This window comes from Vibrio sp. YIC-376, from assembly GCF_052353105.1.
Lineage (GTDB): Bacteria > Pseudomonadota > Gammaproteobacteria > Enterobacterales > Vibrionaceae > Vibrio.
On sequence record NZ_JBBWFK010000001.1, the window covers coordinates 104,266 to 118,852 of the forward strand.

Annotated in this window: 13 protein-coding genes; 11 read left to right on the top strand and 2 right to left on the bottom strand. The window is 46.0% G+C overall.

Going from position 1 to position 14,587, the window contains the following annotated elements; translation table 11 throughout:
- Positions 1 to 112 precede the first annotated feature (112 nt).
- The 4 genes from WJM94_RS00480 (at position 113) to serS (ending at position 6,640) form a co-directional block, all read left to right on the top strand.
- Entirely contained in the window at positions 113 to 3,181 is a 3,069-nt protein-coding gene (locus WJM94_RS00480; protein WP_444492283.1) for a DNA translocase FtsK 4TM domain-containing protein, read from the top strand.
- A 75-nt stretch (positions 3,182 to 3,256) separates the two neighbouring features.
- Entirely contained in the window at positions 3,257 to 3,883 is a 627-nt protein-coding gene (lolA, locus tag WJM94_RS00485; protein WP_444492284.1) for an outer membrane lipoprotein chaperone LolA, read from the top strand.
- Positions 3,884 to 5,239, top strand: a complete 1,356-nt coding sequence (locus WJM94_RS00490; protein ID WP_444492285.1) for a replication-associated recombination protein A — start codon at positions 3,884 to 3,886, stop codon at positions 5,237 to 5,239. It abuts the gene before it with no gap.
- 93 nt (positions 5,240 to 5,332) lie between these two features.
- Positions 5,333 to 6,640, top strand: a complete 1,308-nt coding sequence (serS, locus tag WJM94_RS00495; RefSeq protein WP_444492286.1) for a serine--tRNA ligase — start codon at positions 5,333 to 5,335, stop codon at positions 6,638 to 6,640.
- An 81-nt stretch (positions 6,641 to 6,721) separates the two neighbouring features.
- Here the strand turns inward: serS and bioA are convergent, their stop codons facing one another.
- Positions 6,722 to 7,999 (bottom strand): adenosylmethionine--8-amino-7-oxononanoate transaminase, encoded by a 1,278-nt coding sequence (bioA, locus tag WJM94_RS00500; protein WP_444492287.1) that lies wholly within the window; start codon positions 7,997 to 7,999, stop codon positions 6,722 to 6,724.
- 130 nt (positions 8,000 to 8,129) lie between these two features.
- On the opposite strand from bioA, the gene bioB reads away from it, so the two are divergent.
- Genes bioB through bioD form a run of 4 tightly spaced genes read left to right on the top strand, consistent with a single transcriptional unit; the run spans position 8,130 to position 11,806 of the window.
- Entirely contained in the window at positions 8,130 to 9,182 is a 1,053-nt protein-coding gene (gene bioB / locus WJM94_RS00505; RefSeq protein ID WP_444492288.1) for a biotin synthase BioB, read from the top strand.
- Positions 9,169 to 10,320 (top strand): 8-amino-7-oxononanoate synthase, encoded by a 1,152-nt coding sequence (bioF, locus tag WJM94_RS00510; protein WP_444492981.1) that lies wholly within the window; start codon positions 9,169 to 9,171, stop codon positions 10,318 to 10,320. Before bioB ends, bioF begins: the two co-directional genes overlap by 14 nt.
- Positions 10,320 to 11,126, top strand: coding sequence for a malonyl-ACP O-methyltransferase BioC (bioC, locus tag WJM94_RS00515; RefSeq protein ID WP_444492289.1), 807 nt, complete (start codon positions 10,320 to 10,322; stop codon positions 11,124 to 11,126). The genes bioF and bioC overlap by 1 nt, the downstream gene beginning before the upstream one ends.
- Positions 11,123 to 11,806 carry a dethiobiotin synthase gene (gene bioD, locus WJM94_RS00520; protein ID WP_444492290.1) on the top strand — a complete coding sequence of 228 codons (684 nt, stop codon included), beginning with the start codon at positions 11,123 to 11,125 and terminating at the stop codon, positions 11,804 to 11,806. The genes bioC and bioD overlap by 4 nt, the downstream gene beginning before the upstream one ends.
- Positions 11,807 to 11,888: 82 nt before the next feature.
- Here bioD and WJM94_RS00525 read toward each other — a convergent pair whose 3' ends face one another.
- Positions 11,889 to 12,056 carry a hypothetical protein gene (locus WJM94_RS00525; RefSeq protein WP_444492291.1) on the bottom strand — a complete coding sequence of 56 codons (168 nt, stop codon included), beginning with the start codon at positions 12,054 to 12,056 and terminating at the stop codon, positions 11,889 to 11,891.
- A 312-nt stretch (positions 12,057 to 12,368) separates the two neighbouring features.
- On the opposite strand from WJM94_RS00525, the gene htpX reads away from it, so the two are divergent.
- From htpX to WJM94_RS00540, 3 genes are all read left to right on the top strand, one after another.
- The gene (htpX, locus tag WJM94_RS00530; RefSeq protein ID WP_444492292.1) at positions 12,369 to 13,238 is read left to right on the top strand and encodes a protease HtpX; all 870 of its coding nucleotides are present in this window, start codon (positions 12,369 to 12,371) and stop codon (positions 13,236 to 13,238) included.
- Positions 13,239 to 13,438: 200 nt separating this feature from the next.
- Positions 13,439 to 13,858 (top strand): nuclear transport factor 2 family protein, encoded by a 420-nt coding sequence (locus tag WJM94_RS00535; protein WP_444492293.1) that lies wholly within the window; start codon positions 13,439 to 13,441, stop codon positions 13,856 to 13,858.
- Positions 13,855 to 14,580, top strand: a complete 726-nt coding sequence (locus WJM94_RS00540) for an SDR family oxidoreductase (RefSeq protein WP_444492294.1) — start codon at positions 13,855 to 13,857, stop codon at positions 14,578 to 14,580. The genes WJM94_RS00535 and WJM94_RS00540 overlap by 4 nt, the downstream gene beginning before the upstream one ends.
- Positions 14,581 to 14,587: the final 7 nt, after the last annotated feature.

Consider the following 14,587-nt stretch of genomic DNA (forward strand, 5'->3'; position numbering starts at 1 on the left):
GAGATTCATTGGGTTTTTCTCTTTGATATGGTTAAATCAATTTACCGAGCGGCTTGATGCCGCTCGGAATGTTTTGCAAATTCCTATTTCATTTCCATATTCAAGTTGATTTATGTTCAGAGAGAACGCAAAGAAAGTCGAAACCATCATCAAAACCAGTGAAGAGCCTCAGTCTTCACGTTTAAGTGGCTTCCAACGCTTGAAAGAGTGCTGCTTTATCGTTGGCGTTCTTAGCTCGGTATTGCTCGCTGTAGCGTTGTTTACCTTTAGTCCGGCCGATCCTTCCTGGTCCCAGACCGCGTGGGGGGGAGAGATCGATAACGCTGGTGGCCTGTTTGGCGCATGGCTCGCCGACACTCTATTTTTTACTTTTGGCTCACTTGCCTATCCTGTGCCTTTCTTACTGGCAGCAGGAGCATGGGTGATCTGTCGCAAACGCGGCGAAGATGAGTCGATTGATCTCATGTTGTGGGGTACGAGACTACTTGGCCTTACGATTCTCATCATGACCAGTTGTGGACTGGCAGATATTAACTTTGATGATATCTGGTATTTTTCATCTGGTGGTGTCGTAGGCGACGTGCTCACGAGCTTGGCACTTCCAACGCTCAATATTTTAGGTACTACGCTTGTTCTGCTGTTTTTGTGGGGAGCGGGCTTCACGTTGTTCACGGGCATCTCTTGGTTAAATATTGTTGAGTGGTTGGGAGACCGTTCGCTAAGTGTTATCAATGGGATCGCCAATATACTACGAGGCTCAAAGCAGGAGATTTTAGAACCGCAGCTTGATGAGCTTGTCGAAGATAAAGTCGTCACTAAACGTACGCAAGATGAGTCGGATGAGGATTTGCTTCCTCATTTGACGGCATACGATATAGATGAGCCTAAAGAAGAAAAAGCTTCGCACGAATATCCAATCTATATACCGCAAACTCAATCTGAGAAACCGATGGCAAAAAGAGTCGTCGACTCGACGGTTCCTACTGAAGCCGCTGCGGTACGTGTTGCTCCTGTTTTTGCGAAATCTGAGCCACAAGAGCAGGCTATCAACACGAATAACGTTGATCCATTAGTAGATCGTACTAAACAGCTCAATGTGACTATCGAAGAGCTTGAGGCTGCCGCGCAGCAAGCGGACGACTGGGCAACGGAAGAACAACCCGCTCAACCATTTACTCAGACTCTTTCTTATGAAGAGCCAGTAAACTCTGTTGAAGAGACAGAAAACGAATCACTTCATTTCGAGCCTGATTACTCCGAATATGCTCAATTTGCTGCTGAGCAAGAGCAGAAATCTGAAGTTGAGACTATGGCATATGATGAGCCGACGATTGATACCTGGGCTTTGGACAACATTTCTGATCAAACAGAACCTAGTCAGCATGTTGAGCCTACGATTTCAGACTTTGATGTCCTCGACGATGAAGATGAATATGTTGCGCCACAACCTATGCAGAATGTGCAAACGGTACAAACGACAGTAACAAGTCAAAATGCACAGTTTGCTGCTCAACCAGCCGTTCAGACCACGGCATTTGAGCCAGAGCCGATGGCAGAAGTAGAAGAAGTCACCGAAAGCGATGAAGATGTTGCCGCGTTCCAGAATCTGGTATCGAACGCACAGGCGAAAGTGGCGGCTACTCAGAACCCGTTTTTGATGAAACAGGAAGAGAATCTGCCAGTTCCGACAGAACCACTGCCAACATTAGAGCTTCTTTACCATCCAGAGAAACGCGAGAACTTTATTGATCGCGAGGCTTTAGAGCAGGTAGCTCGATTGGTAGAAAGTAAGCTCGCGGATTACAAAATTAAAGCGGACGTAGTGGGCATTTATCCGGGTCCAGTTATCACCCGCTTTGAGCTTGATTTGGCTCCGGGTGTGAAAGTCAGCCGTATTTCTGGCCTTTCAATGGATTTGGCTCGCGCGCTATCAGCAATGGCGGTTCGTGTTGTCGAAGTGATTCCAGGCAAGCCTTATGTCGGTCTGGAGTTGCCTAACATGAGTCGCCAGACGGTATATCTCTCAGATGTAATCAGCAGTCCGCAGTTTGAGCAAGCTAAGTCGCCGACGACGGTGGTACTTGGTCAGGACATCGCAGGTGAAGCCGTAATTGCCGACATCGCCAAAATGCCACACGTGCTGGTTGCTGGTACTACGGGCTCTGGTAAATCGGTCGGTGTGAACGTCATGATCCTGAGTATGCTTTACAAGGCATCTCCGGAAGATCTGCGCTTTATCATGATTGACCCGAAAATGTTGGAGCTTTCCATTTACGAAGGTATTCCTCATCTTCTGTCTGAAGTTGTAACCGACATGAAAGACGCCTCAAACGCACTACGCTGGTGTGTGGGTGAGATGGAACGTCGTTACAAATTGATGTCAACGCTAGGCGTGCGGAACGTAAAAGGCTTTAACGAGAAGTTGAAGATGGCCGCAGAAGCGGGGCATCCAATTCACGATCCATTCTGGCAAGAAGGCGACAGCATGGATACTGAGCCGCCGTTGTTAGAAAAATTACCATACATCGTTGTGGTCGTAGACGAATTCGCTGACCTGATGATGGTTGTAGGTAAGAAAGTCGAAGAACTGATTGCGCGCTTGGCTCAAAAAGCACGTGCGGCGGGTATTCACTTGATTCTTGCAACTCAGCGTCCATCGGTTGATGTTATTACTGGTCTGATCAAAGCCAACATTCCAACACGTGTCGCATTTACCGTATCGACTAAGACTGACTCTCGCACAATCCTGGACCAAGGCGGTGCAGAATCGCTATTGGGTATGGGTGATATGCTGTACCTGCCTCCGGGCTCGAGCCATACGACACGTGTACACGGAGCATTTGCCTCGGATGATGATGTTCACGCAGTAGTGAACAACTGGAAAGCACGGGGTAAGCCAAACTATATCGACGAGATCATCAGTGGCGACCAAAGTCCGGAAAGCTTACTACCAGGTGAGCAAATGGAGTCGGATGAAGAAGTGGATCCTCTATTCGACCAAGTTGTCGAGCACGTGGTTCAGTCTCGCCGTGGTTCGGTTTCTGGTGTACAGCGTAGATTTAAGATTGGCTACAACCGAGCTGCGCGAATCGTTGAGCAACTGGAAGCCCAAGGCATTGTCAGTGCACCAGGTCACAACGGTAACCGTGAAGTTCTGGCTCCTGCACCGCCAAAAGATTAATGAACTTGTCTTACTCACCTCAGTCCAAAAGAGGTGAGTAACTTTAGGTCTTTCGACCCCGTGATAGGTATTTGAATGAAAAAACTATTTTCAGCGAAACTATTCTCTGCGCTTGTATTAAGCTTCTCTCTTTTCTCAGCTGCCAATGCAGCGTCTCCAAAAGCTGAGTTAAGTAAGCGTTTATCAATGAATGAAGGGTTTAGTGCTACTTTCTCTCAGCAAGTTATCAGCCCTGAAGGTGAAACGGTAATGGAAGGCGAAGGCACAGTTGAAATTGCTCGTCCTAGTCTTTTCCGCTGGAGCACTACATTACCAGATGAAAACCTGTTGGTTTCTGATGGTAAAACATTATGGTACTACAGCCCATTCATTGAACAGGTCAGCATTTACTGGCAAGAACAAGCTGCCGAGCAGACACCATTTGTGCTGTTAACACGTAATCGTGCAAGTGATTGGGAAAATTACCAGGTTTCGCAGAAAGGCAACGAGTTCACTCTGGTTCCTACCGCAGTTGACTCCACACAAGGCCGCTTCCAGATCAATATTGATGCAAAAGGTATTGTGAAAGGCTTCAATGTGATTGAGCAAGATGGCCAGAAAGGTTTGTTCAAGTTCAGTAATGTGAAGCTTGGTAAACCGAAAGCAAACAGATTTACATTCACTATCCCAAAAGGTGTGGAAGTGGATGACCAAAGGAATTAATTGGTAGTGTCAAATTACACATTAGATTTCTCAGGGGACGAAGATTTTCGTCCCCTTGCTGCGCGTATGAGGCCGCAAACCGTGGAGCAGTACATCGGGCAGCAGCACATTTTAGGTCCTGGTAAGCCATTACGTCGTGCGCTGGAGGCGGGTCATATCCACTCCATGATATTGTGGGGGCCTCCAGGAACGGGTAAAACTACGCTTGCTGAAGTTGCAGCCAATTACGCCAATGCAGAAGTAGAGCGTGTCTCTGCCGTTACTTCGGGCGTCAAAGAGATTCGCGCTGCGATTGAAAAAGCACGCGAGAATAAGATGGCTGGTCGCCGCACTATCTTGTTTGTGGACGAGGTTCATCGTTTCAACAAGTCTCAGCAAGACGCATTCTTACCTCACATCGAAGATGGCACCGTGACCTTTATTGGTGCGACAACTGAAAACCCTTCGTTCGAACTCAACAACGCTTTGTTATCCCGAGCTCGCGTTTACAAGCTGACCTCTTTAGACAAAAGGGAAATCTTACTCGCGTTAAACCAGGCGATAGGTGACAAGCAACGAGGGTTAGGCGATACACCTGCTCATTTTGTCGATAACGTTCTTGAAAGGCTTGCTGAGTTGGTTAATGGTGACGCAAGAATGTCGCTCAATTACCTTGAACTGCTCTACGACATGGCGGAAGACAATGCTCAGGGTGAAAAAGAGATTACGCTGAAGTTGTTGGCTGAAGTTGCAGGCGAAAAAGTTTCTCGCTTCGATAACAAAGGGGACATCTGGTACGATTTGATATCTGCGGTTCATAAATCGATTCGTGGTTCCAACCCGGATGCGGCGTTGTATTGGGCAGCGCGGATGATCGCAGCAGGCTGTGACCCGCTGTACATTGCGAGACGATTATTAGCGATAGCTTCGGAAGATGTCGGGAATGCGGACCCTCGTGCTATGCAAGTGGCGCTATCTGCATGGGACTGTTTTACTCGTGTTGGTCCTGCAGAAGGGGAGAGGGCGATTGCTCAAGCGATCGTTTACCTAGCCTGTGCGCCTAAGAGCAACGCCGTATATGTGGCTTGGAAGCAGGCATTATCGGATGCGCATAACTTGCCAGAATACGAGGTGCCTCATCATTTGCGAAATGCACCAACAAGTTTGATGAAAGACATGGGTTATGGCGCTGAATATCGCTATGCTCACGATGAACCTGGCGCATACGCCGCTGGCGAAAAGTATCTGCCGCCGGAAATGGTGGAACGTAAGTACTATCAGCCGACGAATCGCGGTCTCGAAACCAAAATCGGCGAAAAGTTAGATTACTTGGCTACTTTAGACGCAAATAGCCAACAAAAGCGCTATGAAAAGTAGGCGTTTTTGGATACATTTATTCGGTAAATTTTTATAGCGTACCAGCAAGATGTTGGCACGCGATTTCACAACTACAAAAGCATAGGATTAACAATGCTGGATTCTAAATTACTTCGAACTGAGCTGGATGAAACAGCTGCAAAACTTGCGCGTCGTGGCTTTAAGCTAGACGTAGAAACTATTCGTAAACTTGAAGAACAACGTAAGTCCATTCAAGTAGAAGTTGAAAATTTACAATCCACGCGTAACTCCATCTCCAAGCAAATCGGCCAAAAAATGGCGGCTGGCGACAAAGAAGGCGCAGAAGAGATCAAGAAGCAAATCGGTACTCTAGGTAGCGATCTTGATGCTAAAAAAGTTGAACTTGACCAAGTAATGGCTCAATTGGACGAAATCACGCTTTCTGTTCCTAACATTCCTGCGGATGATGTGCCTGATGGTAAAGATGAAAACGACAACGTAGAAGTTGCTCGTTGGGGTGAGCCGAAGACTTACAACTTTGAAGTAAAAGACCACGTTGACCTTGGTGAAATGGGTGATGGCCTGGATTTCGCGAGTGCAACTAAGATCACTGGTGCTCGTTTCATCGTCATGAAAGGCCAATTTGCACGCCTACACCGCGCAATTGCTCAGTTCATGCTAGATCTTCATACAGAAGAACACGGTTACACTGAAATGTACGTACCGTACTTAGTCAACGCTGACAGCCTGTTTGGTACGGGTCAGCTACCTAAGTTCGGTAAAGATCTGTTCCATACTGAACCACTAGCTGAAAAAGTAAGTGATGAAGAGCCACGTAAATTGTCTCTGATCCCTACCGCAGAAGTACCTGTAACGAACCTTGTTCGTGACACTATTTCTGATGAAGCCGATCTACCACTTAAAATGACAGCGCACACGCCATGTTTCCGTTCAGAAGCGGGTTCTTACGGTCGTGATACTCGTGGTCTGATTCGTATGCACCAGTTCGACAAAGTTGAGCTAGTACAAATCACTAAGCCAGAAGATTCAATGGATGCTCTTGAAGAGCTAACTGGTCACGCTGAGAAAGTTCTTCAACTTCTGGAGCTTCCTTACCGTAAAGTGGTTCTATGTACAGGCGATATGGGCTTCGGTGCTCGTAAGACTTATGACCTAGAAGTTTGGGTTCCTGCTCAAGAAACTTACCGTGAAATCTCTTCATGTTCTAACATGTGGGACTTCCAGGCTCGTCGTATGCAAGCGCGTTTCCGTCGTAAAGCTGAGAAGAAACCTGAGCTTGTACACACGCTAAACGGCTCTGGTCTTGCTGTAGGTCGTACAATGGTTGCTATCCTTGAAAACAACCAAGAAGCAGACGGCCGCATTGCAATTCCTGCTGTACTTCAGAAGTACATGGGCGGCGCAACGCACATCGGTTAATTCATTAGCCACTAGACATCAAAACCCAGCTTTCGAGCTGGGTTTTTTAATATTTAGTGATCCAAAACCGCTGTGTTGTGGTTATACAAAGCAGTTTTCATTTTGAAGCGCTGCTTCAATCGCATTAACCAATTTTTCAATGTGCTCTGGTTCGCTGATAAACGGCGGCATCATATAAATCAGTTTGCCAAATGGACGAATCCAAACCCCAAGCTCGACAAACAGCGCCTGAATCGCTTCCATGTTGACGGGGCGGTGAGTTTCTACAACGCCTATCGCTCCGAGCCAACGAGTATTTTTTACCAAATCGTATTGCTCCAACTTGGGTAACAATTCAGAAAATAGTGTCTCAATTTGCTTGGTTTGCTGTTCCCATTCTCCTTTCTCAATAAGTTCCAAACTTGCCGTTGCTACAGCACAAGCGAGAGGGTTACCCATGAATGTCGGACCATGCATAAAGCAGCCAGCTTCACCACCACAAACGGTATCAGCAACATGCTTGGTTGCAAGGGTGGCTGATAGCGTCATGTAGCCGCCAGTCAGCGCTTTGCCAACGCAGAGGATGTCAGGTTGGATTGATGAATGTTCACAAGCAAATAGCTTTCCAGTACGCCCGAAGCCAGTCGCTATTTCATCTGCAATCAATAACAGACCATACTTGTCACAGAGTGCTCTGACACCTTTAAGAAACTCGGAGTGGTAAATACGCATACCTCCCGCACCTTGTACGATTGGTTCGAGGATCACTGCTGCGAGATCTTGGTGATGTTGAGTGATCTTCTCTTCAAAATCGAACAAGTCGTCTGGATTCCATTCATCCCAATAACCACCGGCCGGAGAGTCTGCGAATATATGTTCTGGCAAAAAGCCTTTGTATAGCGAGTGCATTGAATTGTCAGGATCGGTAACCGACATCGCTGCAAAAGTATCACCATGATAACCGTGTTTTAGGGTAAGAAATTTGGGCCTGTGTTCGCCTTTCGCATGCCAATATTGGAGGGCCATTTTCAGACTGACTTCCACGGCTACGGACCCTGAATCGGCCAAAAAGACATGCTCAAGATTTTTGGGTGCAAGAGTAAGAAGCTTTTTACACAAATTGATCGCTGGCTGATGAGTTATACCGCCAAACATGACATGAGAAACTTGGTCAATTTGCTGGTGCGCTGCTTGATTTAAATGCGGGTGATTGTATCCGTGAATCGTTGACCACCAGGAAGACATGCCGTCAACTAATTGGGTCCCATCTTCTAAATTGATATGTACACCTTGCGCGGAAGCGACTGGATAACAGGTCAGAGGTGTTAGTGTCGAAGTGTAGGGATGCCAGATATGCTGGCGGTCGAAGGCAAGATCCATGTGTAGTTCCAATTCTAATTAAGATTAAAAAACAACCATATGTAAACTTTGTTGTTTTTGCTTATGTTGACAGTTTATCTAGACTCAGTAGACTGTCAACACAACAAAAAAAGTGACCTAAGGAATACACGTGGAAGTTCGTCATAACTGGACGCATGCTGAAGTGCGAGCGCTAATGGAAAAACCATTCATGGATCTTCTGTTCGAAGCTCAGCTTGTTCACCGTCAATATCAACAAACCAACCATGTTCAAGTTAGCACTCTGCTATCGATCAAGACGGGCGCATGCCCAGAAGACTGTAAGTATTGTCCTCAAAGTGCCAGATACACCACAGACATCGAAAAGGAGCGTCTGATGGAAGTTGAGCGCGTACTCGACGCCGCACAAAAAGCAAAGAATGCAGGTTCTACTCGTTTCTGTATGGGCGCAGCATGGAAGAATCCGAAAGAGCGCGACATGCCGCATCTGACGGATATGATCAAAGGCGTGAAAGACATGGGGCTAGAAACCTGTATGACGCTGGGTATGCTGACTCCCGATCAAGCGAAGCAACTTGCGGATGCAGGTCTGGATTACTATAACCACAACTTAGACACTTCACCTGAGTTTTACGGCAATATCATCACGACTCGTACTTATCAGGATCGATTGGATACCTTGTCTCATGTCCGTGATGCCGGGATGAAAATCTGCTCTGGCGGTATCATTGGCATGGGCGAGAGTGCAAATGATCGCGCTGGTCTATTAGTAGAGCTGGCGAACCTCCCCACTCACCCAGAAAGTGTGCCAATCAACATGCTGGTTAAAGTGAAAGGTACGCCGCTAGAAAAAGTTGAAGATGTTGAACCGTTTGATTTTATTCGTCTTATCGCTATCGCACGCATCATGATGCCTCAGTCGGCAGTCCGTTTATCGGCTGGTCGTGAGAATATGAACGAGCAGATGCAAGCGCTATGTTTCATGGCCGGTGCGAACTCGGTTTTCTACGGTTGTAAGCTACTGACAACACCAAACCCTTCTGAAGATAAAGATATGATGCTTTTCAAGAAACTGGGTATAAACAGCCAGGAAGTTTCTCAGAAGCCAGATGAAATTGAAGAGAACGAATTGCTTGATCGCGTGGTAGAGCGTGTCGCAGCTCGTCCGGCAAAAGATGATCTTTTCTACGATGCCACCGTTTAAAGCTCGTATCGAATCAGCGATATCTTATCGCAAAGAGCAGGGGCTGAATCGCTCGTTGAACTTAGTGTTTGCCGGTAACCAATCTATTCTGGAACACGAAGGCAAACGCTATATCAACTTCTCGAGTAACGATTATCTTGGCTTAGCCAATGATCAAGCACTGGTGCGCGCTTGGCAACAAGGACTAAGCGTGTATGGCAGCGGCAGTGGGGCTTCGCCTATGGTCACTGGCTTTAGTGCAGCACACAGTAATTTAGAAGCTGCACTGACCGAGTGGCTGGGTTATGAACGAGCGATATTGTTTGGTTCTGGATTCAGTGCAAATCAGGCATTGCTGTTTACCTTACTAGAAAAGTCCGATGTATTACTGCAAGACAGACTTAATCACGCGTCTTTGATGGAAGCCGGGGCTTTGTCTCCGGCCAAAATGAAACGCTTTAAACACAACGATCTTGATCACCTTATCTCACTTCTCGATAGGGGAAGTAATCATCTCGTGGTGACGGAAGGCGTCTTCAGTATGGATGGTGATTGCTCGCCACTGGAAGAGATCGCAAAACTCACCCAAGCCAATGACGCCTGGCTGGCTGTGGATGATGCTCACGGCATTGGTGTTCTCGGTGAAACTGGTGGCGGTTCCTGTGAACGCGCTAACGTAAAACCTGAAATCCTGGTTGTCACATTTGGTAAAGCATTTGGTATGTCTGGTGCTGCCATCTTATGTGATCGAGTTACAGGTGATTTTCTGACGCAGTTTGCAAGACATCATGTGTATTCGACGGCAATGCCGCCAGCACAAGCTTTTGCGTTAACGCATGCAGTCTCTATCGTGCAACAACAAGGTTGGCGACGTGAAAAGCTGACCGAGTTAAGTGATTACTATCGTGAGTGTTTACAAGACATCGAGGGTTTTGTTGATACGCTGACACCGATTAAACCTTTTATCATTGGTGAGTCGGAGCAAGCGATAAGCGTAGGAGAATCTTGTCGGAAAAATGGCATTTGGGTTACCGCGATTCGACCGCCTACTGTACCAGCAGGTACGTCTCGTTTACGTATTACTTTGACGGCTAACCACACCAAAGATCAAATAAAAACACTGTCTCACGCACTTAAACAAGCATTAGGAGCGCGGTAATGGATTATGCTGAACAAATAGCATCTGATCTTGAAGTTCAAGATAAAAAAGCTATCGCGACGTCTTTTGGAAAAGCGGCTGAGACTTACGACAAGCATGCGGCTTTTCAGCGAGATGTGGGACATCGATTATTAGAAAAACTTCCAGTCGATTTATCAGGACAGCGAGTGTTAGATCTTGGTTGTGGGACGGGATATTTTTCAACGTTACTGCAACAACGTGGTGCGGTCGTAGTTTGTGTTGATATCTCACAAGAGATGTTAAACAAAGCTCAGCAACGCTGCGGAGATGACAGGGCGAGCTATGTTTTAGCAGACGCAGAAAACTTGCCTTTTGAGAGTGGAAGCTTTGATTATGTCTTTTCAAGCCTGGCGCTTCAGTGGTGCTGCGATTTAAGCTATCCGTTGAGCGAAGTACGTCGAGTTCTCAAAAAAGGTGGGGCTGGTTTTTTCTCTACTTTAATTGATGGCTCACTTTATGAGCTACGTGATTCGTGGAAAAAAATTGATGCATATCAACACGTCAATGACTTTATAACTATCAATCAGGTAAAAATTGCGTTGGCGCAATCTCAATGCCAAAACCATCAACTAGACTTGACCTCCATCACAGTTTGGTACGACTCGGCGTTTTCTGTAATGCGAGATCTCAAAGGTATCGGTGCAACTCACGTTAGTGGGCGTTCACCCGCACTGACGAGTCGCCGCACTTTATTGCACGTTGAGCGCGAGTACCAAAATTTTAAAAACAATAAAGGTCTTTTACCTGCAACTTATCAGGTTTGTTTTGGAGTAATACATCTATGATTGATGCTTTTTTTATTGCTGGTACGGATACTGATGTAGGAAAAACGGTAGCGTCTAAAGCCATTCTGCAAGCGTTAGCGGCAAAAGGGTTAAACACCATTGGTTACAAGCCAGTAGCAGCAGGAAGCGAAAAGACAGAACAAGGTTGGCGTAACTCCGATGCCTTGCATTTACAAAAAGCAGCGACGGTAGAAGTTGCTTATGATGATATCAATCCATACGCGCTGGAGCTGCCAACGTCACCACATATAGCAGCAAAGCACGAGCATGTTGAAATTGATTACGATTTGTTAGCTGAAAAATTGGCCCAGCATAAAGAGCGAGCAGACGTTGTATTGGTGGAGGGAGCCGGTGGTTGGCGTGTCCCTGTATCTGATACAGATTTTCTATCGACTTGGGTGAAACAAGAGCAGCTTCCAGTCGTGTTAGTGGTCGGTATTAAACTCGGTTGTTTAAGCCATGCGTTGTTAACTGCAGAGGTTATTCGGGCTGACGGTTTAAATCTGGTTGGTTGGGTCGCTAACCGCATTAACCCTGGTACTGAGCACTACGCTGACATCATTGAGATGTTAGAGGCGCGATTGGATACACCCAAATTAGGTGAGATTCCTTACGTTCCAAGCGCTAAGCGTCAAGAACTAGGTAAGTACATTAACGTCGAACCTTTGCTAAATATTTAATCTCCCCAATCTCAAGAATGTTAGATACCAAAAGGGCTGCGTGATGCAGCCCTTTTGTTTTAATCTTCAACCAGAGTTAGGTTTACTTTTCGTTACTAAGTCCCATTAGGGCTTGTTGCGTTTCCGCGATACGCTTAGTCATGTGATCTTCTGTCGAAATGCCAAGCTGTTGTTTTGCCTCATCCTCTGAGATACCTAGGTGACAGCGTAGTAAATCGATAGCCATTTGATAGTCGTTAGTTTCTACCATGATTTTTCCCTCAAGACATGGAAGTTTAAAGCTACTCGGCTCCGTTTAGCTCTTGGAGTATGCTCTGTATCGTTTATCTGATATGAATTTAGCACGCTGACGTAATGGTACAATAAGACCAAAGTCTAAACTCAAGCTAATATACTGTTTTTAAGCTATAAAAATATGCGAGTAATTTCAGCGGAGAAAACAAATGTTGCAATTTATTGCTTAACCTTGTTTTTAACATAGATAGACTATATCTATAACGCAACGAAGCACGAAACCAAGTGGGATCGGCTTTACAACAACAAGCTTCCTCGGAGAAAAGTAATGAAGCGAATTATGTTATTCCTAGCAACTAACCTGGCTGTAGTACTAGTACTTAGTGTTGTTCTGAATATTGTTTACGCTACCACTGGATTGCAGCCTGGAAGTCTGTCTGGTCTACTGGTGATGGCGGCGGTCTTCGGCTTTGGTGGTGCACTGATTTCGTTAATGATGTCTAAGGGCATGGCGCTGCGTTCTGTTGGCGGTATGGTTATCGAAAGTCCACGTAACGAAACTGAGCACTGGTTAGTAGAGACGGTTGGCCGTCAGGCTCAACAAGCGGGTATCGGTATGCCGACAGTGGCTATCTACGACTCACCAGACATTAACGCTTTCGCGACAGGAGCAAAGCGTGATGATTCTTTGGTTGCTGTTTCAACGGGTCTTTTACACAACATGACTCGTGATGAAGCCGAAGCGGTTTTGGCACACGAAGTAAGCCATATCGCGAATGGTGACATGGTCACAATGACGCTGATGCAAGGTGTCGTGAACACGTTTGTTATCTTCTTATCGCGTTTTATCGCTAACATTGTTTCTTCAAACGATGACGAAGAAGGCGAGGGCTCAAACATGATGGTGTACTTCGGCGTGTCTATGGTATTGGAATTGGTGTTTGGCTTCTTAGCGAGCTTTATCACGATGTGGTACAGCCGTCATCGTGAGTTTCATGCAGATGCAGGCGCAGCTCAATTAGTTGGTAAAGAAAAAATGATAGCGGCACTTGAGCGCTTGAAAATGAGCCAAGAGTCGAAGCTAGATGGCACCATGATGGCATTTGGTATCAACGGTAAGCAGTCTCTTACTGAGCTACTGATGAGCCACCCACCACTAGATAAACGTATTAACGCTTTACGCAATCAACAGTACTAATCGAATTTAGAATAATTTTTTGAAAAGGCTTGGTTTTTACCAAGCCTTTTTTTCGTCTGTCTGATCGTTACCTTTCTCTATCGCGTATCAATCTGAAGTAACAAAGTTATACAAAATATTTTTTGTACAACTTTGTGTTATTGGGCTAAGTTGTACGTAAGATATTTTTGTATAACTTTAACTAGAGTAGGAGCCAAGGAATGGAGATAGGGACTGTTGTCGATCTTTACCATAAGCTCGACAAACATAACTTACACCTGCTCAACGAGGTGTATCACCCTGACGTGGTATTCGAAGATTCAGCACATAGACTAGAAGGCAGGCGTGCACTGAGCGAATACTTTCAGGCACTGTACTCCAATGTAATCAGGTGTGAATTTGTCATTCATGATCAGCAGCAGGTAGGAGACAACGGCTTTATCACGTGGACCATGGAACTTTTGCATCCCAAGCTTAAGAGCGGCAAACCGATATTGGTTAACGGTGCGTCTCATCTCAAATTCTCTCAGGGTCAGGTCGTTTATCACCGAGACTATTTTGATCTTGGCGAAATGCTTTATGAAAACTTACCTCTGCTTGGAGTATTGGTAAAAGCTGTGAAACAGAGGTTAGGGCAATGAGCAGTGCAGTTTTGATCACCGGAGCCACTTCAGGCATAGGAAAGCAGCTTGCTCTGGATTATGCAGAATCAGGCTGGTACGTGATTGCATGTGGGCGCAATGAGCCTGTGCTGGAGGAACTCGGCAATCAGTCATCACTTATCAGTCCGCTGCGATTTGACGTGACAGATTATGATGAAACCAAACGTGTTCTTTCATCGCTGAACGTTGTACCAGACATCTGGATTTTCAATGCGGGTGATTGTGAGTATATGGATAACGGCGAGGTAGACGCGAAACTCATGGCGCGCGTACTTAACGTCAATGTTATCGGGGTAGCGAATTGTGTTGAAGCTTGTCAGTCCCGATTCAAGCGCGGACACCGAGTCGTGATTGTAGGTTCTATTGCGTCCGAAGTCGCATTACCAAGAGCGGAAGCATATGGCGCATCGAAAGCGGCAGTGAGTTATTTCGCGAGAGCACTTCGTATTGATCTTCAAAAGAAAGGCATCAAAGTAGTGACAGTGTTTCCTGGTTTCGTGGAAACGCCATTGACAGACAGAAATACGTTTGAAATGCCAATGATTATCTCTGCAAAGCAGGCGTCAGAATCGATAAGAAAGCAACTTTCGTCCAATAAAAATTACATCTATTTCCCTGCGGGATTTACCAGCATTCTTCGCTTCATTTCGTTGTTTCCGTACAGCTGGCAAGCTCGCTTAACGCGTAAACTCGTGTCGTAAAGAGGAA